Here is a 22,430-nt window from a genome sequence, read left to right on the forward strand (position 1 = left end):
AGCCGTGGCCAGCGCAAAAAATAGCATCGAGTTAAATCTAGTTAGAGCTGGTGCAAATCAGGCCAAGATTGCAAAGCATGAATTAACCAGTGAACAACTTCAAGTTATAAATCATCGCAGCTCACAGTTATTAGTTCTAGGTGCGGCAGGATCTGGTAAAACAAGCACATTAATTGCTGCGATTTCAAATCGAATTTCACAAGGTTTTGATCCAAACTCAATATTGGCTATTACTTATGGCCGAGATGCTGCCAGTAAATTACGAGATCAAATCGCTTCCGCAAATCCGGCCTTACACACAGTGGCTGAGCCAATTGCAAGAACCTTTCACTCCTTGGCATTTATGATTTTAAATGATCCAATTAATTTGGAAGGTTCTAATGAGAAAAAATATGTTCTACTTTCAGGGGCCGAGCAAGATGCCCAGATCAGACAATTATTAGCGCTGGACGCAGCTAATCCATCACAAACCTTATGGCCAGCTGATTTAAGTGCAGCCCTTACTACCAGAGGTTTTGCCAAAGAGCTTCGCGAATTTATTAGCCGAGCTACCGAAAGAGGCAGCTCACCGCAGGAGTTAATTACATTTGCTAAAAAATATGAGCAAAAGTACTGGCCTGCGATCTGTCAGTTTTGGGAAAAGTATAAAAGCGCCATGGCCTTGCGCGATGGCACTACAACCCACTCATTTAACCGAGTTGACCCAAGTGAATTAATTATTTTAGCTGCAGAAAAACTTGAGAGTAATCAGAGATTACTTGATAAGTACCGAAAAATGTTTCAAGTTATATATGTCGATGAGTTTCAAGAGTCAGATCGGGCGCAGCGAAAGTTATTAAAACTTCTTAGTAATCAAGAGTTAGTGATCTTTGCTGATCCACAAAGTGCGGTGGGTAGATTTAGAGGAGCAGATCCAGAGAATTTACTGGCAGATTTAGAGCAATTTGGGATAAAGAACAAGATAACTCTGCAAAGTAAATTACGCAGTAATCCTGCCCAACAAACTGTGCTGCTAAGTAGTGTCAGTGAAGAGGCAAACTTTATTGCTCATCAATTTAGATCTGCTCATTTAATTAATGGCACACCTTGGTCGCAGATGGCGGTAATTGTTAGATCCCCGGGAGCGCAAATAGCTGCATTACAACGAGCATTTGCCATGAACTCAATTCCAGTTGAAATCGATGCCAGCGCACTTTCCCTAGCTGATAACCCAGCAATTCGGCCAATAATCACCATCGCACAAATTGCACTAGGCCAACTAAAACTCACCACAAGCAACTGGGATCAAATTGAAGAGTTATTAAAGAGTGAGTTTGCCGGCGCAGATGCAATATCAATTAGGCAGATGCGAATTGCATTAACAAGAGCACAAAGTGGTGATCAAGTGAAAAGCTCAACTGAATTAATTTTAGATTGCTTGACCTCACCGAGTGCTGATCTGCCCTGGGAGCAACTGACTAGCCTTAAGCGAATTAATGATTTGATTAAAGTAGCAAAAAAGAGTTTGAGCACTTCATCTGATATTTCAGATTTATTGTGGAGTATTTGGAGTAATAGCAAAAATTATGAAGGTGAAGTGATTTCACAAATCTGGCAGCAAACAGCGCTGGTAGGTGGCGTTCGAGGTGGGATTGCTGATCAAAATCTAGATGCGGTAATTACTTTATTTGAAGTTGCAAGGCGTTTTAGTGAGCGCCTACCTGGTGCTAAACCTTCTCTTTTTATTGATCAACTTCTTGGAGAAAAAATTCTCTCTGACAGCATTACCGCCACCGCACAGCGCGGTGAGGTTGTGCAGGTAATGACAGTGCATTCAGCAAAAGGTTTAGAGTGGCAATATGTGGTCCTTGCTGGAATGCAAGAGGGCAGTTGGCCAAATTTAAAGCAACGCGGATCATTACTTGGCTCTGAGCGATTAGTTGAAATATTTAGACATGGCATCAGCAACGCTGAACAATTAGATGCGATCTCAGCTGCTGGGTTAGCAGAGGATGAGAAAAGATTATTAAATGTTGCATTAACTAGAGCTAGCAAGCAGGTATTTATCACTGCAGTTGCTCATGAAGATAATCAACCATCAAGATACTTTGAAAAGTTAGCACCGGATGATATTCAAGTAAGCCAAACTCAAAGATCTATTACTCAACCTGCATTAGTTGCAGCGCTGCGCCGGATGGCAAGTTTTGCCAGTGATGAAGATTCAAAGTTTGCAGCAAAAGCTCTTAAAACACTGGCCAATAATGGGGTTAGAGCAGCGGATCCGAAAAATTGGGTTGGCATTACACCGCCATCAACAGAGCTGCCAGTTATTGGCGAAAATGAACAATTAAGAATTTCACCAAGCTCACTTGAATCATTTACTGAGTGTGGGCTTAAGTGGATGTTAGAACAAAGTGGTGGCAAAGATGCAGATTCAACTGCTCAAGTACTTGGCTCTGCGATCCATGTAATTGCTGCGCAATTAAAGGATCAACCATCTCTTACCTTAGATCAGCTAGAAGCGAAGTTAAAAGGTGCTTGGTCGTTAATTGATATGAACAAGGGCTGGATAAAAGATTATGAATACCGCAGAGCAGCGCTGATGTTGCAAAAATTCTATGGTTGGCATTTGAGTAATAAAAATGAGTTAATCGGTGTTGAGGAAAAGTTTGAGTTTAAGTTAGGAAATGCAGTTGTCTCTGGCTCAATTGATCGAGTGGAGTTAACAAGTGAAGGACAGTATTACATTGTTGATTTAAAAACTGGGGCTACGCCAATTTCCTTTGAAGACGCCCAAAGTAACAAGCAATTACAAAGCTACCAATTAGCGGTGGTCAATGACGGCTTTAAGAATAAGTTAGAGCATCAAGAGGTGGCTGGCGCGCAACTAATTTTCGTAGGAGATCATAAAGGCAAGGAAGCAAAGCCACGCCCGCAAGATCAAGTTGATGTTAAAGCGGTAACTGCGGAGATTTCAGAAATTGCTACCGGGATGAGTGATAAGAGTTTTGTTGCAATTATTAATGATCGCTGCCGAAGCTGCGCAGTTAAATCATCTTGTCCGATACAGCAAGCAGGTAAGTCGGTGATTGATTTATGAGCATCAAATACTCAGCGTTAGATATCGCAAAGAAAATTACTGCAGTAGATCCTTCATTTAGAGTACCAACGCAAGAGCAAATTCCAATTATTGAGTCCCCCCTTGCACCAGCTGTAGTTATTGCAGGCGCTGGTTCTGGCAAAACTGAAACTATGAGCCAGCGAGTTTTATTCTTAGTAGCAAACTCAATCATTACCCCAAACCAATTACTGGGTTTAACTTTCACAAGAAAAGCAGCTGGTGAGCTATCTAAGCGAATTAAATATCGCCTTCGCCAACTAAAAAAGGCTGGTCTTTTGCCAGATCACTTAGATGAGTCGGAGTTAACTGTTTCTACCTATCACTCATACGCCGGCAAAGTATTAGCCGATCATGCAATTCGAATTGGCATAGATGCAGATGCTGATCCAATTGGTGAGGCAGCAGCTTGGCAGATTGCATTTGAAGAGGTCACTAGATTTTCTGGAAATGATTTACCAATCAATGGCTCAACTGCATCAGTTGTGCAAGAGGTTATGGATTTATCCACCCAATTGGCAGAAAATGATCGAAGCGCGGATGAAATTATTGATTACACCGAGAAATTGCTTTCCAATCTCTCACAATTTAGTGACCGCCAAACTGTTCCAGTAATTGAGTTCAAAGAGGAGTTACAGCAGCGGTTGGCAATTCTGCCGATTGTCGATGCCTTTGATCGCCGACGGAAAGAAAATGGCCTGTTAACTTTTAATGATCACATGTCTATTGCTGCCAGATTGGTCAGTGAAAGTAAGTTAAACCATAGTGATGATATTGGCTTGATTGAGCGCAGCAAATATAAAGTTGTTTTACTTGATGAGTATCAAGATACATCTTTTAATCAAATAAAGTTTCTATCAAATCTTTATGGAAATAATCATCCAGTAACAGCTGTTGGCGACCCTAACCAGGCTATCTACGGCTGGCGCAGCGCAAGCTCTGAAACTTTGGATACTTTCTCACAATCCTTTAGTAGTAAAGCATTGCGATTTAATCTGCTAACAACTTGGCGAAATGATCATGCGATATTGGATCTGGCAAATGTTGTAATTGATCAGATTTCAACTGAAAAACAAGTTGCAAAGTTAGCCGCTAGACCAAATGCGAAAACTGGTGAGGTTATTTGCGCCATTTATGATACGCAAGTTCAAGAAGGTCAGGAGATTGCTTCTTACTTTGCCAAGCACTGGTTTGATAAAGAACGAGAGAGATTACCGGCTGATAAGAAGACAACCTTTGCAGTGTTGGTTAGAAGCAGGTCACAAATTGACCTAATTCAATCGGCCTTTGGTGAGTTAAATATCCCAACCGATGTTGTTGGAGTTGGCGGCTTGATTAACACTCCTGAGGTAGCAGACATTATTGCTCTTCTTCGCACACTGACTATGCCTGAATCTGGAACTGCATTAATGCGATTACTTACTGGACCTCATCTAAATCTTGGTGCTAGAGATTTAATGGCACTTGGCAGCTTTACTAAATCATTTGCCAGAGCGAATGATTACTCACGTGGTGCTCAATTAAAGCAAGCACTTGAGGAGAACATAGAGGTCACAACTACTGCCGATGAGTTTGCTGCTGGTTCAATCATTGAGTCATTAGAGCAATTACTGATTTTAACGCCCGCTGAATTAAAGAAATATCAAAAAACGCCAGAGTTTACTGATGAAGGTTTAGCAAGATTAAGAAAATTTGCACTCTCGCTGCGCACCCTTAGGCGTAATTTAAATGGCTCAATCACTGAGTCAATTTCAGAGGTATCTGAGTTTTTATCACTTGATACTGAAGTATTAGTAAGAGATGGCTGGCAAAATGGCCGCAGGAATATTGATCGCTTCTTAGATGAAGCAGCTAGATTTCAAAAAAATGGCGGCAGCTTGTTCAACTTTTTGCAGTGGCTAAAAATTGCTCAAGATGCAGAGGGTGGATTAAAGCCAGCAGAGGTTGATGTTAGAAGTGATGCGGTTCAGATATTAACCATTCACGCGGCAAAGGGTGCTGAATGGGATTATGTTGCAATTCCTGGTTTGGCTGAGAAGAATTTTCCAAATATTGGCAAAAAGTCAGACAACTGGATCACTAATGCGGGCAGCATTCCAGTCAGCATGCGTGGTGATTATCAACAACTGCCATCAATTAGTTTTGAGAATTTTTCAACAAATAAAAATTTAAAAGATGGAATAGAAAGTTTTGGTGACCAGTGGAAATCTCGCAAAGCCATGGAGGAGATGCGTCTGGCATATGTGGCAATCACTCGGGCAAAGCAAGGCTTAATTTGCACAACTTCACATTTTAGAACTGGTGAAAATGCAGTCGCGCCAAGCAGGCTATTTCAATTATTTGCTAATGCCGCAATCAATATTGCTGGTGCAAGTGTTATCGCAGATTCAGAGATTCCTGACGGAATAAACCCAATGAAGGAAAATCCAATTACCGCCTCTTGGCCCAAGACAAATCCGGCCATTTTTAAGCTACAAGAGGTAGCTAAATTAGTTGATTCATCTCAGCCATATACCAAAGTAGAAGTTGAACAACTTGTTGCAAAATCAACTGATGATGAGAAGTTAAGTTTGCTTACAGATTTACAAATGATAATCAATGAGATTAAATCAAAAAGTAGTAAGCAAGATGTAATTTTACCAACCAGATTGTCAGTTTCAACCTTGCTTTATCTTGCTAATGATCCACAAGAGCTTGCCCTTAGATTAAGAAGACCAATGCCAAATCACATTGATAAATATGCAAGAAGAGGAACAGAGTTTCACCTATGGCTTGAAAATCATTTTAAGCATCCGGCATTGATCTCAATGGATGAGTTGTTTAATCAAAATTCATCTGCCGGCTCTGATCAAGATGCACCACTAGATAAGTTGCAAGAGGCTTGGCTTTCAAGTGATTGGGCAAAGAAAGCACCTATTGATGTTGAAGTTGGTTTTGAAACCATGATTGATACCACCTTGATTAGAGGGAGAATTGATGCAGTTTATAAGGTGGATGCTGATCATTATGAGGTCGTGGATTGGAAAACTGGCAAGGTTAAATCCGGTGATGATCTTCAATCAGCCTCGATACAACTTGCGATGTATCGACTTGCCTATGCAAAACTAAAGAATGTTCCAATTGAAAATATCTCAGCTGCTTTTCACTACGTTATAGATAATCAAACTGTTAGACCAGCTGATATTTTAGATGAGCAGGGGTTAATAGATTTAGTAAGTAAGGTCCCGCTTCAGGTCTGAAGTGTTACCCCAATTGGAATGTGATCAGATATTCCAGGATTTGTTGTTTTAATCGCTTGATGAGTTATTCCTGCAGTTTTTAACAAACTCTTCCTTGCCATGATGTAATCAAATTGAATCTTTGGACCCCAACTTGGATAGGTTGATTGAGATGAAACTGATCTAAACCCACTTAATCTGCTTGGTAAATTTGCAGGCAAATTAAGATCACCGGCAAGTACTGGTATCCCAGTCAGTTTTTTAAGGAAATAAGAAAGTTTATTCAACTGGAAGATGTTTACACCGGGCACAAAAGATAAGTGGGTGGTGGCTATCGTGAAACCATTTTCTAGCTCGGCAATGAGTGCAACCCTTGGTTCATCTTTTACATAGATGAATCGCACCCCTTTGCCATTATCTTTTGGAATAAGCAGTGGCATTCCAATAAGAGATCTACCTAGCTTTTTAACATAAAGTTTTTTAATAGTCTCATTTGTTGCCAGAGCTATTCCATAACTTGCCACATCACTACTTTGATAATTTTCTGAAGTAATAATGGCTTTGTTTAAATCCTTAACCTTGCGCCATTTTTCACCTGGTGTACCAATTAAGGTTGGTAGGTATGCCCAGTACTTAAGCTGCATACTTTCGGCAATTAATTTACTTTGATTAATGCCACCAGATCTTGTTTGATAATTATCAACCTCTTGAAGTGCTAAAAAATCTGGTTGCATTTTATCTGCCACATTTTTAGCGGCGCTTTCTAACTCCACCTGCCAGTTTTGAGTGGCAGTAGGTGGGATTTTCTGACCATGCAAAAGATTCCATGAGATCACTCTCATCTTTTGAACGGGGGCGACAACCATGATGACAGGCTAGTAGGGTCGGGCGGTGATGGCGCCTAATAAACCACTAAAACTCCCGTTGGCAGCAGCTGAGGTGGATCGCTCTGCCCACTTGCGAAGTGATGCTACCTATTTAGATTCAGCCTGGCCCGATGCAGCAGTGCTCCTATTTTGCGATGAAAAATTTGCGACCAACAATGATCAATTACTTTTCACAACAGGTACAGAACTTGGTAAGTATCAAGATCAAAGCGATTACTTCTTAGGAGTTAAGGATGCAAAACCATTCTTTGTTCGCCACTTAGAAAGCAATCAGATAGAGGGAGTTGAGTTTAAGACGCTTCGGGAGGTTGGCTCATTTTTATCTGCAAGAGATATTGGTTTAGCAGTTCATGCCCAAGGACTAGCAAATTGGCATAAGAAGCATCCAAGGTGCGCCGTTTGCGGTGAAAAAACATTAGTAGTTTTAGCAGGTTCAGTTCGAAGATGCCCAGCAGATCAGAGTGAACATTATCCGCGAACAGATAGCGCGATTATTGTTTTAGTAAAGGATGAAGCGGATCGAATTTTACTAGGCAGGCAAAAAGTTTGGCCAAAGCATAGATTTTCAACCTTTGCTGGATTTGTTGAACCAGGTGAATCATTTGAAAATTGCGTAACTAGAGAGGTAATGGAGGAAGCGGGAGTTGAGCTAAGTCAGATCAATTACCTAGGTTCCCAACCTTGGCCATTTCCAGCATCATTAATGATTGCATTTGAGGCAATAACTCATACTCCGCAATTAGCCAGACCAGATGGTGAGGAGATTGAAGAGATTCGTTGGTTTACTCGTTCTGACATGAAAAATGCGATTGCAGATAAATCTTTGATACTTCCCCTTGAGATAAGTGTGGCTCGGCAAATGATTAAAGCTTGGTATGGAGATAACGCGGATAAGGATTTGGTTGGCAATGAATCATGGCGGTAGATAATTCTGCAATTTTGGCAGAGCTTGATTCAGATCAACTAGCAGTTGTAAAAGCAATAACTGGTCCTGTATGCGTGATAGCAGGTGCTGGTACTGGTAAAACTCGAGTAATCACTAATCGAATTGCATATGCAATTAATGCAGGAGTTACCGATCCAACAAAAGTATTAGCTCTTACCTTTACTGCTAAAGCAGCTGGTGAGATGCGGGCAAGATTGCGCGCCCTTGGTATTTCAAATGCCAGCGCTAGAACATTCCACTCAGCGGCGCTAAAGCAGCTTCTCTATTTTTGGCCATACGCCTTTGGTGGGCAATTTCCATCGCTGCTAACTACTAAATCTGGCTTTATTAGCCAGGCAATTACTAGAGCTGAGGTTGCAATTCCGGCCCAGGTAAATGCACTTCGAGAAATTGCAAGTGAAATTGAATGGGCAAAAGTTTTAGAGATTTCACCTGAAAATTATCAACAAGAAGCAATTGCCAATAACCGGCTAGTTAGATTGCCAAATAGCAAAGGCGAGTCTGAAAATCTCTCAATGATTGCCCAAGTTTATGAAGCTTATGAATCATTAAAGAAACAGGAGCGCACCCTAGATTTTGAAGATGTACTACTCCTGACTGTTGGCATGTTGGAGGAGGATCGTGGGGTGCGAGAGAGGGTGCAGGATCAGTATCGATACTTCACCGTGGATGAGTACCAGGATGTTTCACCTTTGCAGCAGCGGTTGTTAAATCTTTGGCTAGGAAGTCGTCAAGAAATTTGTGTTGTGGGGGATGCGGCTCAAACTATTTACTCATTTGCTGGGGCCACCTCAAACTTCTTACTTAACTTTCAAAATAGATTTCCAAATGCCCAAGTTTTCCGACTCTCCCGCGGTTATCGATCTACCCCTGAAATTATCAATACCGCAAATGCAATCTTGCGAGCCGCTAATTTAGTTTCAGATCATGGCAGTGAGTTGCAATCAGCGAATGCCCATGGTGAAAAGCCTGCGGTTAATGGATTTAACTCCACACAAGATGAGATCTCTTATGTGGTTGGTGAGGTAGTGAAGAGTATTTCTCTTGGCGTGGACTCATCGCAAATCGCAGTATTGGCCAGAACCAATGCCCAGTTAGATCAGGTTAAGTCAGCTTTGAATAATGCCAGGATTCCAAGTCAGATTAGATCAGGTGAGAGATTTTTTGATCGAACCGATGTGCGAGATGTAATGCGCATTATTCGAAGTGCCTCCGTACTACCTTCTGAAGGTGGTGATTGGTATGCCGATTTAGTTGCAGTTCTTCGACCATTTGGTGATGCTGATTATGTTGTGGCTTTTTTAAGGTTGGCTAAAAGTATTCAAGAAAACGGTGGCAAAAATATGCGCGCCTTTTTGCGTGAGATCGAGGATCGATCTGAGCAAAACAATCCACCAACCTTGCCTGGGGTAACACTGGCAACTTTGCATGCAGCCAAAGGTTTGGAATGGAATCACCTGTTTTTAATTGGGGTTTCTGAGGGCGTACTACCAATGGGTAATGATTTAAATGAAGAACGACGACTATTTTATGTTGGCATTACCCGTGCAAAGGAGCGGATTCAAATCACCTATGCCGGCAAGCCCAGCGTATTTCTAGCCCAATTTAATTAAGTTGCATCAAAGATAGGTCATGCTTTACTCTTGCCGAATGGCAAAACTAGTTAATTCACACACAGCAGTTGCACCAATTGCAGCTACTGCTAATTGGTATGCCATCAATCCAGTCACAGCGAAATCTTCATATCGCTCAGATTGGACAAATAAGCGCTCTAATAAGGGTTTTTATACCTTTACATCAGATCGCACCCCTGGGAGCTATATCGGCTAAAGTCGAAATAGAAGCCAAGGGGCCCGCGAATCTAATGATTCGGGGCCCTTTTTCTTTTATCTAATAACTTCCAATAAGAGCCAAGTAATTGGCATAACAAATCGAACCAAACTAAATGAAAGATAACCGAAAGGAAAGGTGAGAACGATGACCGTTCTCTTCAGCGAACTACTTGTACCAGGTTGGGCACAAGGCCCAACTGCCAAGATTGGATTAGGTGATGTCACCTGGGCTTACGAGGATGCCCCAGTGATCTCCTATACCGATTACACCGCCAACTCAACAGCAACTATTGCTAATAAGAGTTATCAGACAAAGGTGGAGTACAAGCGCGCTGATAATCCTTTTTCCCCTGAAATTGATCAGGCTCAAAAGATTCTGAGCCTGCCTTGCCACTCATCTGATCCAGAGCTCTTCTTCAGTGAACAGCCACTGGTGATTGCCCAGGCTAAGGCGCTCTGCGGTGGCTGCCCCATGAAGGCAAAATGTTTGCAAGGCGCTCTCTCTAGAGCTGAGCCATGCGGTGTCTGGGGAGGTGAGTTATTTGATGAAGGTCAGGTAATTCAAAGTAAGCGAACACCAGGAAGGCCGGCAAAGGTGGCACAAGCTAGTTAAGTTTAAAGAAAGTTAATAACAACTGTTAACTAGGAAGGGTTAACAAAAAAGCGGTGAGGTTGGAATTAATCCAATCTCACCGCTTTTACTTTTGGTTACTTGCTTAGTTATTAAGCCTTACCAAGAATACGATTTACCTTTGTGCCACAAACTGGGCAGATTCCTTGTGCCATACGGCGACCAGAATCAGAGACCTTTACATGTCCTTCAAAGGAACGCTTCTCTTTGCACTTAACGCAGTAAGCCTCACCCTTGTACTCTTCAGCCATTTTCTTCCTCCATCCGCCGCACTCTTGGGAGCATGCCGGCAAGTTCCTGCATGTGAGTACGAATAGCAACACCATACCCCTACTAACACGCTCAACTGGGGTTTTCCACGCTTAAAATCCCAAATATTAAGTCAAAAAGTGCAAATAAGGGGTAAAACTAGATATTTACGGCAGGAACAACGCCTGATCCACCGCTTTGGCTACCAAGTTCAAAACCTTCCAAAAATGCCTCGCACTTTTGCTGATCGGTAAAACGATTTAAATAATTATAAAAATCTTGATCATGGCCTGGAATCCTTAGATGTATTAGCTCATGAAAAATTATGTAATTCAAAACATAATTTGGTGCACCAATTAATCGATCAGAAATTCGAATTGTTCGATCAACGGTGGTGCAGGAGCCCCATCGCTCACTCATATTGCGCCAATTGATACTTGCTGGCGCCACATCAAAATCTGGCAGATACTTTGCTAGCAATTCCATGCCAATCTCTAGTAGCTGCAGGTCAGTTTTTCGAGATCGACCCTCCCGACGCAACACCATTGCGATCATCTCTGGAATTATTTCCAACTCCTGCCGTTTGCTCATCTTGGCTGGGATATGAATCTCAATCACACCACCCTGGCGAAAGGCACTAATGCTGCGCCGGCGTCGTTCTTTGCGCACAACACGATATTGCGGAAGATCAGATGGCAGGGTAGGAAGGCCTTGGCTTCTGCGCTTGGATATTTGGGCCACAGAGGGCATTAAATCTGCAAAGAGGATTTCCTGCTCAAAGTTATCCACCATTACCTCTTCTTATCCACCATAATTGTGTGTGTCTCCACAGGTTAATCCACAGCAGGTGATGCAATTTTACGCAATGATTGTCGCAGTATCGGTTTTGCCATACCGCATCAGTAATGGCTTTTTATTTTATGCATAAATGCTTCATACGGCAGGGAAAAAAATAATTGAAAAATACTTTTTAAAACACCATTCTAAGTTGATTCTCACCTTTGATTCCCATATGTTTGCGCCACGAAGTCCCCGGATAACCGTTTCATATCTGCAAGGGGAAGGCAGATAAGAAATTGTGCGCCCGGGGATTTCGCTTTTTAATTTAAAGATTTAAATCAGACCAGATAGATCATCCGGCACAGTCACGCTATCTAAAAAGGCCTTCACATCAGATAGATCATCCGGCATTGGTAAAAAGGCAGCATCTTCCCAACACTTATCTCGTCCATCTGCGCCCTTTAAGTTTTTAACCTCACTCCAAAATGTGGATGCCTCTCGCATTTTTCGAGGCGAGACTTCAAGTCCAAGTAAGTTTGCAAATAATTGTTGCATTGGTGCATTAGTAGCACGCCGGCGACGAGAGTTTTCAATCAAAGCGTTAAAGGCTGGCATACGTTCTGCGGCAACTTGTGAAATAACATGATCAATCCAACCTTCAATCAAAGCCAAGGTCATCTCTAATCTAGTTAAAGCTAACTCTTGAGCTGGTGTTTGTTGTGGTGTGAATAAGCCAGCATTTAATGCCAGGTTTATTGCTTGCGGATTATTCATATCAATCTCACCACTGGCCATTGCCTCTTCAGCTTGGCGGGTAATTGATTCCACATCAATACTTATCCCTTTTCCGTAAGCGGTGATTAAATCCTTAATATAGTTTTGTAGCCAAGGTGAGTTTGCAAATAATCTGGCCGCTGCCGCCTCCCGAAGTGATAAATAGATAGAAACCTGCTCCTGATCAATGCCTAGGCCTTCGGCCCATTCATTGATGTTTTGCGGAATTAAATGTGAGCCACTGTCAGTTTTTAGTAATGGAATTGCCACATCATTTGCGCCAGTAATTGAGTTAGCCAACATGCCAATTCCTTGGCCTAATTGGGTGGCAATTAAAGTGCCCATAAAGCCGCGCAGGATTCGAGAGAGCATTAATTTCATTGCCTCTTGTTGAGCAGGTGATTGCTCTGCTGAACCCATAAATTCAATTGGTAGGGAGGTGCTGGAATTAGCAATCACATTGCCCAACGCATCTGCCATTCCCAGGGCGAGAGGTTCAATTAATTGCTGCCAGCCGGTGACTGACTCATCTAACCAATCTCGCTTTGACCAGGCACTCTGGCTTGGCATCACTGCAGCAGGAAAAAGGATTTCAGTATCTAGCCAAGTATTGGCAAGGAGTAAGGATTGATTTAATTTTTCTTGATCTAAATTTCCTATTGGTAGATCACCTTTGGCGGTAATTATTTTTTTAGCTATCTCACGTAAATTTGCTACCTTAATTAAACTTTGATCACTTGCAGTTTCTCCAGATTGCATGCTTTCAAAAAAAGACTTCGCACCAGCTAGAGCGCCAGAATCAATTCCCATTTCTGAGAATTTCTTTAGTAGCGCATCAAAGTCAGGCTGACCCTCATTTGGTAAAAAGCCAAAACCCATTTTGATTAACTCACCCTCTGCTTAAGATCAAAAGATAACTGATATTGATAGAACAATAATGCCACCGATTTTCTTCCCCGCTGATTAGGATGGGGTTATGAGTTCAAGTGCGGCATCGGCCCTGGTTTGGTGGCTGATCCCAATCGTGGCGGTCTCAGGGGCGATTGTTTATGGCGTATGGATCTCAAAATATAAATCTAAATTTGATAATCAAACCAATCGGTCGGTAAATAACTTTAAGAAATTTCAAAGCACATTTAGACCCAAAAAATAATTTAAACTACTAAATTAAATGAGATCCTTACTTCCTACTCGCGGGCAAATTCCCACGCCAACCAGGCTTTTGCTCACATTATTAATTTTGGTTGCCCTTTTTATTCCATCCCCATTTGTGATTCTCGCCCCGGGCACACCGCAAAACGTTTTAGGTTCGGCGATAAAAATATCTGGTACTAAAACCTATCCAACCAGTGGAAAATTATCTGTTACCTCAGTGATGGTGACTGATCCAGACTCTTATATAACTGGCTTTGATATTTTTTACGGCTGGATTGATAACAAGCGGGCAGTTCTTCCTAGGCAAGAGGTTTATCCAGATGGTGAAACCGCAGCTGAGGCGGTAAAACAAGGCGCAGTTGAAATGAATGGATCCCAAATTAATGCCACAGCCGCAGCTCTTTCATACCTTGGTTATACGAGCGCTTCAAAATTAGCAGTTGTTGATGTTAATAAAGATAGTAAGGCGCAAGATGTGATTCTTGTAGATGATCAAGTTTTAACTATTAATGATCGTAAATTTGAAAACACCACTGATTTATTGCAATTTTTAGATAGCAAAAAGCCAGGTGAGTTTGTGAGCGTGAAAGTTAACCGTCAAGGCGTTGGTGAATTAACTAAAAAGATCGCCTTATCTGCTAGAGATGATGGGTCAGCCTTTATCGGCATAAATATTCAAGAGCAGTTTGTTTTTCCATTTGATGTAAAAATTAAGTTAGAAGAAACTGGTGGGCCAAGCGGTGGTTTGATCTTTGCTATTGGCGTGGTTGAGAAATTAACTGCTGAAGATTTAATTCGATCACGAAATATTGCTGGCACTGGCACAATTACAACAAGTGGAAATGTGGGACCAATTGGCGGGATTGCTGAAAAAATCATTGGTGCTAGAGATTTTGGGGTTGATATTTTCTTCACCCCTGTAGAAAACTGTCAAGATATAAGTAACATTGAAGAGTTAGGTAAGGGTAAAGGCGCTAAGGCAATGAAAATTGTGCCGGTCGCCACACTCACTGAGGCTATTTCAGTATTAAAACTACCTGAGAATTCCAAGTTTCCGACCTGTAAAAGCTATGCCTAGGAGTAGATAAGATCTGCGCATGAGTAACTCAGGCTTTAGTGGCGGCGGCTTTAACCGCAATAACAATCCATTTGGTGGCAGCGGTTTTGGCGGTGGGTTTCCAAATCCATTTGCAAGTCGCGGAAATGGTAAGCGTCGAGTTAGTCCATTAACAATTACTTTTATTGTTTTATTTGTTTTATCAAGCGTTTTAGTTTCCTTAAGTGGCTTTTACGCAGATTTACTCTGGTTTCGCTCAGTAGGTTTTGTTGATGTTTGGCAAACATCTTTATTTACTAAAATTTATTTATTCTTTGGCTTTGGACTAATAACTTCAGCAATTATTACTTTAAATATTTATCTTGCTTTCAGGAAACGGCCAATCTATGTTCCAGTTACGGTAGAGGCAGATAATTTAGAAAGATATCGCGCTCAACTTGAGCCAATTCGTCGCCTTGCTGGTATTGGTATCTTCTTAGTAATTTTTTATTTTGCTGGCACTGCTGGATCAAGATTCTGGCAACAATGGCTACTTTTCCAGAATTCAACTGAATTTGGACAGGTTGATCCACAATTTGGCTTAGATATCTCATTCTTTGCATTTAAGTTGCCGATGTATCAAGCACTTATTGGCTGGGGCATTTCAACTATTGTGTTGGCAATTATTGCTGCTGCAGCTGTTCATTACATCTACGGTGGCATTAGAACTCAGGTTAAAGAGGACCGAACCACAGTTGCCGCAAGAGTTCAGCTTTCAATTCTGCTTGGTTTGCTAGTTTTACTAAAGGCCGTTGCCTATTGGTTTGATCGTTATGCGTTAACTTTAAAAGAAGGCAGATTAATCACCGGCCTCACATACAGTGATGTAAATGCACTTTTGCCAGCTAAATCAATTTTGGCGGCAATTGCTGTGATCTGCTCACTTCTATTTTTTGCAAATATCGTTCGCAAATCCTGGCTATTGCCAACAGCTGGTGTGGCACTGATGGTTATTGCATCAGTATTAATCGCAGGTGTTTACCCGGCTGCAATCCAACAGTTTCAAGTAAAGCCATCTGAGTCCACAAAAGAGGCACCTTTTATTCAAAGAAATATTGATGCCACCCGCGATGCCTACGGCTTAACAAATGTAGAGGTAAAGGATTACCAAGCAACTGTTACAACATCAGCTGGTCAATTAGCTAATGATGCTGCCACTATTGCAAATATCCGATTGATGGATCCAAATGTTTTATCTGCAACCTTTAGACAACTTCAACAGATCAAGCCATATTATGCTTTTGCTGATTCACTAGATATTGATCGATACAAAATTGATGGCAAAGAGCGCGATGTGGTTGTGGCAGTTCGTGAGTTAAATATTGATGGAAATCCATCTAGAAACTGGATTAATGATCACTTGGTTTATACCCATGGTTTTGGAATGGTTGGCGCTTTTGGAAACACTGTTGATGCAGATGGCAAGCCAACATTTACAGTTGGCGATATCCCACCAACTAAGGGATTAGGAGAGTTTGAACCTCGAATTTACTTTGGTGAGAATGTTCCAGATTATTCAATTATTGGTGGACCGGCAGCAAGTAATCCAGTTGAACTTGATTACCCAGATGACAATTCAACTAATGGTCAGAAAAACTACACCTATACCGGTAAAGGTGGCGTGCCAATGGGCTCCCTATTTACCAGATTGTTGTTTGCGATTAAGTATCAAGAGCAAAGAATTGTGCTTTCTAATTTAATTAATTCAGAATCAAAGATTTTGTTTAATAGAAATCCACGTGAGCGAATTGCAAAGGTTGCGCCATGGCTTACTTTGGATGGAGATCCATATCCTGCAATTATCGATGGCAAAATTCTTTGGATTATTGATGGCTATACAACTAGTGCAGGTTATCCAAACTCAAGAGTTGTAAACCTTGCCAATACCGGGGACGCCTTAACCAGTAGATCAAATGCAGTTTCATCACTAGATGATCGAAATGTTAATTACATAAGAAACTCAGTTAAAGCCACAGTGGATGCCTACGATGGAACAGTTTCACTTTACCAATGGGATGAAAAAGATCCAGTGCTGGCAACTTGGAGTAAGGCATTTCCAGGAACTGTTAAGCCAAGAAGTGAGATCTCAGCTGAGTTACTTGCCCATGTTAGATATCCAGAGGATATGTTCCGCGTACAAAGAGATATTTTAAGTGCTTATCACGTAACAATGGCTGATGCTTTTTATGGCGGACAGGATTTCTGGCGCGTACCTCTTGATCCATCTAGTTTTGGATCAAACTCTGGTAACCAACCTCCTTATTACTTAACGATGCAAATACCTGGTCAGAGCAAGCCAACATTCTCGCTCTACACACCATTTGTGCCTAGAGGAGGCCGTGAGAATTTAACTGCATTAGCTGTTGTTAACTCAGATGCTGGTGATGAGTATGGAAAGATCACAGTTCTACAATTACCGCGCTCAACAAATATTGCAGGTCCTTCACAAGTATCTTCAAACTTTGAAGCAAAGCCAGAGGTTGCAACCTCACTTTCACTATTGCGCCAAGGCGGATCAGATGTAGTACTTGGTAATTTGCTCACCTTGCCAGTTGGTAAAGGTTTGCTTTATGTGCAACCAGTTTATGTAAGAGCTACTGGTAACACTGCGGCTTATCCGTTACTACAAAAAGTCTTGGTGTCATTTGGTGATCAAATTGGATTTAGTGAAACGTTACAAGGTGCGTTAGATCAAGTATTTGGTGGTAACTCTGGAACAACAGTTTCAGATAATCAGCAATCAACAGCAACTCCAGGTGGAGTTGGTACTAGCCAAGCAATTAGAGCAGCAATTTCATCATTACAAGCTGCATATGCAGACCTTGAATCGGCACAAAAGCGTTTAGATGGTGCTGCTGAAGATAAAGCTAGAGCAAGAGTTAAAGCAGCAATTGCAGCATTAATTTCTGCACAAAATAGATAGTAAATTCATTTATTTGGGTTAAATGCCCAACTGCTCTAAGATTTAATCACCGACGCGGGGTGGAGCAGCTCGGTAGCTCGCTGGGCTCATAACCCAGAGGTCGTAGGTTCAAATCCTGCCCCCGCTACCAATCTTTATCTAATACGTAAGCTGTTTAAAACTACAAATAATGATGAAAGAGACATCGCTCCTGCTGCATACATAGGCGATAGATTTCCACTTGCAGCTACTGGAATAAAAGCTACGTTATAGAAAAACGCCCAACCTAAGTTTGATCTAATAATTCTTACACTCTTTTGTGAAATTGCTAGCGCATCTAATACTGCTATCAAAGATGGTCTAATTAAGGTGATATCCGCTGCAGCAATGGCTGTATCAGTTCCAGAGCCCATGGCCATACTTAAATCTGATTTAGCAATGGCAGCAGCATCATTTATGCCATCACCGATCATTAACACCTTGCCCTTTTGTTGCAGGTTTTCAACAAAAATTAATTTATCTTCTGGAGTTGCGGTGGCAAATATGTGGTCAATTGGTATTCCAACTGATGCCCCCATCGATATTCCAGCGCTCTCACTATCACCTGTGACTAGCCAAGTATTGATACCAGCCTTATGTAATCTTTCTATTGCTAACTTACTCTCGGGCTTAATCTGATCTCCTATTTCAAAAACGCCATATGCCAAACCATCAATAGCAAGTACTGCCACAGAGTTTGCTCTTTGCGTTGCCGAGTTAATTGCATCAGTAAGTTTTGGTGAGAATTCAGTGGTTGCTCGGGCAATTGAAAGTGGTGATCCGATTAAAACCGCCTTTGAGGTGGCTGAGCTCTTTGATTTAACGCGGGCAGCAACTCCTACGCCAGTTGAATGCTCAAAATCTGAAACTTCAAATTTAGTAACACCTTGTTTTTGAAGAGCTGCAGCTAATGCCACTGCGATTGGATGTGAATCCATGCTTTCAATCGATAGAGCATAAGAGAGTAATTCTGAGGTAGAAATGGCTGTGCTGCTGCTGGTTAGAGGATTGTTAATCAAAGTCATCTCAAGCAGGACCATTTGCCCTGTTGTGATAGTTCCAGTTTTATCAAATACAGCATCTGTTATACCAACTGCTTTTTCGATGGATCTAGGAGACCTAATTACGATGCCAGATTTTGCTGCTTTGCCAGAGGCAACCAGTAAAGCAATGGGTGTTGCTAAGCCAAGTGCGCAAGGGCAAGCAATCACTAACACTGCAACCGCAGTAGTAATTGATTTTGCTAGATCTGCTTGAGTTAAATACCACGCTGTGAAAGTAGCTATTGAAAGCAGTAATACAACTGGCACAAATACTCGACTAATTTTATCTGCTAACTGCTGAGCAGGTGCTTTCTCAGATTGAGCAGCCAATATCATTCTGGTAATTCTGGCTAACTCAGTATCAGAACCAATTCGGGTTGCCTTAACCAAAATATTGCCATTGTTATTAATTGATCCTGCATAAACTAAGTCATTAACGTTAATTTCTATTGGGGTAACTTCTCCAGTTAAAAACGCATTATTAATACTTGTATAACCAGAAATAACTTGGCCATCAGTGGCGATTCGATCTCCAGGCTTAACTACAAAAACATCTCCAACTTGTAGTTGATCGATTGGAATTGTGATATTTCCACCCGCTGCTTGTACCTCTACTTCACTGGCAGATAACTTGAATAACTCTGCTAAGGCTGAGCCAGCCTTTCGTTTAGCCCGGTGCTCTAAATATCGACCAAGCATTACAAAGAATATAACTGATGCTGAAACTTCGGTATAAACATTTAGCATGCCATCTTTTGCTTCGTATGTAGCAAGTGAGTAAATGCTCCAACCAAGTGCGATCAAAGAGCCGAGTGAGACCAAGGTATCCATTGTGGGATTCAATAGATTCTTAATTGCAGCGCGGTGAATTGGCCAAGCTAGAACTATTACAACCAAAACTGACATGGCTACTACTAGCCAGATTGAAATAGGTGCAATTGGATAATTGAATGTCAGATTGTAATTTCTCTCAGCAAAAAACTGATTGGTACTATCAATAATTGGCAATAACAATTTATCTAAATATTGATGCCAACTTTCGATCATTGAAATTGAAAGTATTGGAAGTGTTAAGGCAAATGTAAGTAATAGCCTAATTCCCAAGCGATTGGATTTCTCAAAGGATTCTCGCTCACCTTTAAATGCTGATGCTTTGTAGCCAGCTGATTCGACTGCAGCAATTAAGTCTTTTTCAGAAACTTTAAGTGGGGCAATTATGTGGGCAGATTCCATTGCTAGATTTACAGCGGCCTGAACTCCAGTGATTTTATTGAGTGATTTTTCAATTGTGCTCACACATGAGGAGCAGGTCATGCCAATCAGCGATAAATTTACTTGTCTGGTTTTTAGATCACTTTTTCCAAGACTTTCTGCCATAGGGAACAGATTACTCGCACTTTTACTAGCCAATTGATAAAACTCTTCGAAGGCTTGCAAGTCTTGCTAAATGTTGGTCAGTCAGCGTTGGCCAATTATTTAAAGCACATCCTGGTTCATTATGGGTGCAATTTTTTTGGCAATTAGCTATAGCTTCACTGAATTCGGGGAAGGAAGAGATAACTCTTGCAGCTTGGATATGTGCGATTCCAAATGAGCGAACACCTGGTGTATCAATAATCCAACCAAAATCAGCCCCATCAAATGATGATGAAAGTGGTAGCGCAATGGCACTTGATGTGGTGTGGCGTCCGCGACCAGTAACCTCATTTACATCCCCAGTTACTCGCTCGCCATTTTCAATTCCAAATTCTGTAACTTTGTTCACTGAACTTGCTAGCAAGTTATTAACGAGTGTCGATTTTCCAACGCCAGAGTGTCCGAGTAGCACAGTAATTTTGCCAGCTAATTCATTTTGCAAAGTAGATAAATCTGAAGATTTTTCAGTCTTGAAAACTGGAATATCTAAATCCTTATAAATCTGAAGAAAATCATCACCACTTGCCAGGTCCTTCTTGGTCATAATGATTATTGGTTTTATGCCTTGGTCATATGCAACCACCAGAGCTCGATCTACCAGACCAACTTTTGGCTCTGGATTAGCGGCTGCAATCACAATCGCCATTTGATCAATATTAGCCACGATTACTCGTTCATCATTTGCATGATCTTCGATGCTTCTTGTAAGGGAATTCTTTCTAGGCAAAACTGTGACCACACGTGCTAGAGATCCTTCATCTCCTGAAATGTCCCCAACTATTGATACAAGATCTCCAACCACTACTGATTTCTTACCTAACTCTCTGGCTTTCATTGCCGTAATAATTTTTTTACCAGCTGGCGCTTGAATTAAACACTGAACTCGTCCTCGATCTACTTCAATAATGGTTGCAGTTTGTGCAGATGAATAATCTGGTCGATCTTTAGTTCTAGGGCGTGTTTTGTTACTGGCACCGAATTGGCGTGATTTATTAATCCGGACATCATCTTCATCCCAACTACTTTTTGATCTAACCATTAAGCATTGCCTGCCACATGCCTGGAAAATCAGGCAAGGTTTTTCGCGTAGTTTCTATGTTTTCAACAGTAATTCCCTCAACAGCTAAACCAATGATTGCCCCTGCCGTAGCCATTCGATGGTCTTCATAACTATTAAAGATTTGAGTTGCGCTCATCTTGGTTGGCTTAATCAGTAATTCACCTGGACCTTCCGTGACAGATCCGCCAAGATTATTTATTTCATTGGCTAATGCAGCAAGTCGATCAGTCTCATGCATACGAAGATGAGCAATACCGCGCAGAGTAGATTGTGTTGTTGCAAGGGATGCAACAGCTGCAATACTTGGAGTTAATTCTCCGACATTACCTAAATCAATATCTATGCCAGTAATTTGTCCAGTACCTGAAATAGTTAATTCTTTTTCACTTAACTCGATTTTTGCTCCCATGCTGGTAAAAATCTCACGAAGTTGATCACCGGGCTGAGCTGTTTTTGTTGGCCAGTCATTTATTGAAACACTGCCACCACATATCATGGCTGCAGCCATAAATGGTGCGGCATTGGACAGATCTGGTTCAATTACTAAATTTTGACCTCTCAGTTCACAAGGCTTAATGCTCCAACTATTTGAAGTGACTTCCACTTTAGCTCCAAATTTTTCTAGCATCTGAATTGTCATCTCAATATGTGGTAGTGAAGGCAATGAGGCACCAATATTTTTAATAGTGATTCCCTCTTGAGTTGCCGGAGCTAATAACATTAAAGCGGAGACGAATTGGCTTGATGCACTTGCATCAATTTCAACATGGCCACCTTTTACTTTGCCGGCTCCATTAATAGTAATTGGCATCTTGTATTTGCCATTATGTTCTATGGAGATTCCTAACTGCTCTAAGGCTTTAATGACTGGAGCAATTGGTCGCTCATGAGATCTAGCATCACCATCAAAATGAATTAATCCAGTTGCTAGGGCTGCAATTGGTGGTAAAAATCGCATCACAGTTCCAGCGTTACCAACTTCAATTTGGGTTGGTCCCATTAATTTTTTTGGTGTTACTAAATAATCAAAGCCATCATCAGTTTTAATCTGATCAATTACGCAGCCTAAACTTTGTAATCCTTTAACCATTAAATCGGTATCACGAGAGGAGAGAGGTTTTCGAATGGTTGAAGGAGTTGCGGCAATTGCAGCCAATATCAAGGCTCGGTTTGTCGCTGATTTTGACCCTGGAATATTGATAGTTGCTTTGATTGGTTTGCTGGCAGCAGTTAATCCACCGCGAAAAGGTGCATCCCAATTAGTCATATGTCCCAGTCTACCTTCCAGCGTTTTAGGTAGTTTTA

The 22,430-nt window shown here is 41.4% G+C and carries 16 protein-coding genes and 1 tRNA gene; 10 read left to right on the forward strand and 7 right to left on the reverse strand.

Going from position 1 to position 22,430, the window contains the following annotated elements; all coding sequences use genetic code 11:
- The first annotated feature begins 4 nt into the window (after positions 1 to 4).
- Together B1s21122_RS01075 and B1s21122_RS01080 are read left to right on the forward strand one after the other, a co-directional pair.
- A complete protein-coding gene (locus tag B1s21122_RS01075) occupies positions 5 to 3,079 on the forward strand; it encodes an ATP-dependent helicase (RefSeq protein ID WP_095681051.1) in 3,075 nt (1,024 codons plus the stop codon).
- The gene (locus tag B1s21122_RS01080) at positions 3,076 to 6,336 is read left to right on the forward strand and encodes an ATP-dependent helicase (protein ID WP_095681050.1); all 3,261 of its coding nucleotides are present in this window, start codon (positions 3,076 to 3,078) and stop codon (positions 6,334 to 6,336) included. The genes B1s21122_RS01075 and B1s21122_RS01080 overlap by 4 nt, the downstream gene beginning before the upstream one ends.
- On the opposite strand, the gene B1s21122_RS01085 is transcribed toward B1s21122_RS01080, so the two are convergent.
- Positions 6,327 to 7,181 carry an endonuclease/exonuclease/phosphatase family protein gene (locus B1s21122_RS01085; RefSeq protein WP_095681049.1) on the reverse strand — a complete coding sequence of 285 codons (855 nt, stop codon included), beginning with the start codon at positions 7,179 to 7,181 and terminating at the stop codon, positions 6,327 to 6,329. The two genes, B1s21122_RS01080 and B1s21122_RS01085, sit on opposite strands and share 10 nt — an antisense overlap.
- A 28-nt stretch (positions 7,182 to 7,209) precedes the next feature.
- On the opposite strand from B1s21122_RS01085, the gene nudC reads away from it, so the two are divergent.
- The 4 genes from nudC to B1s21122_RS06445 all read left to right on the forward strand — a co-directional run bounded on the left by nudC (position 7,210) and on the right by B1s21122_RS06445 (position 10,593).
- Positions 7,210 to 8,127, forward strand: a complete 918-nt coding sequence (nudC, locus tag B1s21122_RS01090) for an NAD(+) diphosphatase (protein ID WP_095681048.1) — start codon at positions 7,210 to 7,212, stop codon at positions 8,125 to 8,127.
- A complete protein-coding gene (locus tag B1s21122_RS01095; protein WP_095681047.1) occupies positions 8,118 to 9,761 on the forward strand; it encodes an ATP-dependent helicase in 1,644 nt (547 codons plus the stop codon). Before nudC ends, B1s21122_RS01095 begins: the two co-directional genes overlap by 10 nt.
- Before the next feature lie 37 nt (positions 9,762 to 9,798).
- Positions 9,799 to 9,978 carry a hypothetical protein gene (locus tag B1s21122_RS01100; RefSeq protein ID WP_223299069.1) on the forward strand — a complete coding sequence of 60 codons (180 nt, stop codon included), beginning with the start codon at positions 9,799 to 9,801 and terminating at the stop codon, positions 9,976 to 9,978.
- A 147-nt stretch (positions 9,979 to 10,125) separates the two neighbouring features.
- Positions 10,126 to 10,593 (forward strand): WhiB family transcriptional regulator, encoded by a 468-nt coding sequence (locus tag B1s21122_RS06445; RefSeq protein ID WP_095681045.1) that lies wholly within the window; start codon positions 10,126 to 10,128, stop codon positions 10,591 to 10,593.
- 110 nt (positions 10,594 to 10,703) lie between these two features.
- Here B1s21122_RS06445 and B1s21122_RS06365 read toward each other — a convergent pair whose 3' ends face one another.
- From B1s21122_RS06365 to B1s21122_RS01120, 3 genes are all read right to left on the reverse strand, one after another.
- Positions 10,704 to 10,862, reverse strand: a complete 159-nt coding sequence (locus B1s21122_RS06365; protein WP_009611507.1) for a DUF5679 domain-containing protein — start codon at positions 10,860 to 10,862, stop codon at positions 10,704 to 10,706.
- Between the two features lie 157 nt (positions 10,863 to 11,019).
- Complete coding sequence (locus B1s21122_RS01115; protein ID WP_223299070.1) at positions 11,020 to 11,652, reverse strand: M48 metallopeptidase family protein; 633 nt, start codon at positions 11,650 to 11,652, stop codon at positions 11,020 to 11,022.
- A 321-nt stretch (positions 11,653 to 11,973) separates the two neighbouring features.
- Positions 11,974 to 13,293, reverse strand: a complete 1,320-nt coding sequence (locus B1s21122_RS01120; protein ID WP_095681044.1) for a zinc-dependent metalloprotease — start codon at positions 13,291 to 13,293, stop codon at positions 11,974 to 11,976.
- Between the two features lie 97 nt (positions 13,294 to 13,390).
- Between B1s21122_RS01120 and B1s21122_RS06370 the strand changes: the two genes are divergently transcribed.
- The 4 genes from B1s21122_RS06370 (at position 13,391) to B1s21122_RS01135 (ending at position 17,718) form a co-directional block, all read left to right on the forward strand.
- On the forward strand, positions 13,391 to 13,567 hold the full coding sequence (locus B1s21122_RS06370; RefSeq protein WP_190278572.1) for a hypothetical protein: 177 nt from the start codon (positions 13,391 to 13,393) through the stop codon (positions 13,565 to 13,567).
- Between the two features lie 18 nt (positions 13,568 to 13,585).
- Positions 13,586 to 14,647: a YlbL family protein gene (locus tag B1s21122_RS01125; RefSeq protein WP_095681043.1), complete on the forward strand. Its 1,062-nt coding sequence runs from the start codon at positions 13,586 to 13,588 to the stop codon at positions 14,645 to 14,647.
- Positions 14,648 to 14,666: 19 nt separating this feature from the next.
- Entirely contained in the window at positions 14,667 to 17,588 is a 2,922-nt protein-coding gene (locus tag B1s21122_RS01130; RefSeq protein WP_095681042.1) for a UPF0182 family membrane protein, read from the forward strand.
- Positions 17,589 to 17,641: 53 nt separating this feature from the next.
- Positions 17,642 to 17,718: transfer RNA gene (locus tag B1s21122_RS01135), tRNA-Met, on the forward strand.
- Between the two features lie 4 nt (positions 17,719 to 17,722).
- On the opposite strand, the gene B1s21122_RS01140 is transcribed toward B1s21122_RS01135, so the two are convergent.
- Genes B1s21122_RS01140 through aroA form a run of 3 tightly spaced genes read right to left on the reverse strand, consistent with a single transcriptional unit; the run spans position 17,723 to position 22,392 of the window.
- The gene (locus tag B1s21122_RS01140; protein ID WP_095681041.1) at positions 17,723 to 20,026 is read right to left on the reverse strand and encodes a heavy metal translocating P-type ATPase; all 2,304 of its coding nucleotides are present in this window, start codon (positions 20,024 to 20,026) and stop codon (positions 17,723 to 17,725) included.
- Positions 20,027 to 20,051: 25 nt separating this feature from the next.
- On the reverse strand, positions 20,052 to 21,104 hold the full coding sequence (gene rsgA / locus B1s21122_RS01145) for a ribosome small subunit-dependent GTPase A (RefSeq protein ID WP_095681040.1): 1,053 nt from the start codon (positions 21,102 to 21,104) through the stop codon (positions 20,052 to 20,054).
- Positions 21,097 to 22,392 carry a 3-phosphoshikimate 1-carboxyvinyltransferase gene (gene aroA, locus B1s21122_RS01150; RefSeq protein ID WP_095681039.1) on the reverse strand — a complete coding sequence of 432 codons (1,296 nt, stop codon included), beginning with the start codon at positions 22,390 to 22,392 and terminating at the stop codon, positions 21,097 to 21,099. Before aroA ends, rsgA begins: the two co-directional genes overlap by 8 nt.
- Between the last annotated feature and the right edge of the window lie 38 nt (positions 22,393 to 22,430).

The sequence above is a fragment of the Candidatus Nanopelagicus limnes genome, from assembly GCF_002287885.2.
In the GTDB taxonomy this organism is placed as follows: domain Bacteria; phylum Actinomycetota; class Actinomycetes; order Nanopelagicales; family Nanopelagicaceae; genus Nanopelagicus; species Nanopelagicus limnae.

What these genes read in the sequence shown, in the direction of transcription:
- B1s21122_RS01095 (WP_095681047.1), top strand. Translation starts at nt 8,118, where the DNA reads ATGGCGGTAGATAATTCTGCAATTTTGGCAGAGCTTGATTCAGATCAA.
- B1s21122_RS01140 (WP_095681041.1), bottom strand. Translation starts at nt 20,026, where the DNA reads ATGGCAGAAAGTCTTGGAAAAAGTGATCTAAAAACCAGACAAGTAAAT.
- B1s21122_RS01080 (WP_095681050.1), top strand. Translation starts at nt 3,076, where the DNA reads ATGAGCATCAAATACTCAGCGTTAGATATCGCAAAGAAAATTACTGCA.
- B1s21122_RS01125 (WP_095681043.1), top strand. Translation starts at nt 13,586, where the DNA reads ATGAGATCCTTACTTCCTACTCGCGGGCAAATTCCCACGCCAACCAGG.
- B1s21122_RS01115 (WP_223299070.1), bottom strand. Translation starts at nt 11,652, where the DNA reads ATGGTGGATAACTTTGAGCAGGAAATCCTCTTTGCAGATTTAATGCCC.
- B1s21122_RS06365 (WP_009611507.1), bottom strand. Translation starts at nt 10,862, where the DNA reads ATGGCTGAAGAGTACAAGGGTGAGGCTTACTGCGTTAAGTGCAAAGAG.
- B1s21122_RS01100 (WP_223299069.1), top strand. Translation starts at nt 9,799, where the DNA reads ATGGCAAAACTAGTTAATTCACACACAGCAGTTGCACCAATTGCAGCT.
- B1s21122_RS01120 (WP_095681044.1), bottom strand. Translation starts at nt 13,293, where the DNA reads ATGGGTTTTGGCTTTTTACCAAATGAGGGTCAGCCTGACTTTGATGCG.
- B1s21122_RS01085 (WP_095681049.1), bottom strand. Translation starts at nt 7,181, where the DNA reads ATGGTTGTCGCCCCCGTTCAAAAGATGAGAGTGATCTCATGGAATCTT.
- aroA (WP_095681039.1), bottom strand. Translation starts at nt 22,392, where the DNA reads ATGACTAATTGGGATGCACCTTTTCGCGGTGGATTAACTGCTGCCAGC.
- B1s21122_RS06370 (WP_190278572.1), top strand. Translation starts at nt 13,391, where the DNA reads ATGAGTTCAAGTGCGGCATCGGCCCTGGTTTGGTGGCTGATCCCAATC.
- nudC (WP_095681048.1), top strand. Translation starts at nt 7,210, where the DNA reads ATGGCGCCTAATAAACCACTAAAACTCCCGTTGGCAGCAGCTGAGGTG.
- B1s21122_RS01130 (WP_095681042.1), top strand. Translation starts at nt 14,667, where the DNA reads ATGAGTAACTCAGGCTTTAGTGGCGGCGGCTTTAACCGCAATAACAAT.
- rsgA (WP_095681040.1), bottom strand. Translation starts at nt 21,104, where the DNA reads ATGGTTAGATCAAAAAGTAGTTGGGATGAAGATGATGTCCGGATTAAT.
- B1s21122_RS06445 (WP_095681045.1), top strand. Translation starts at nt 10,126, where the DNA reads ATGACCGTTCTCTTCAGCGAACTACTTGTACCAGGTTGGGCACAAGGC.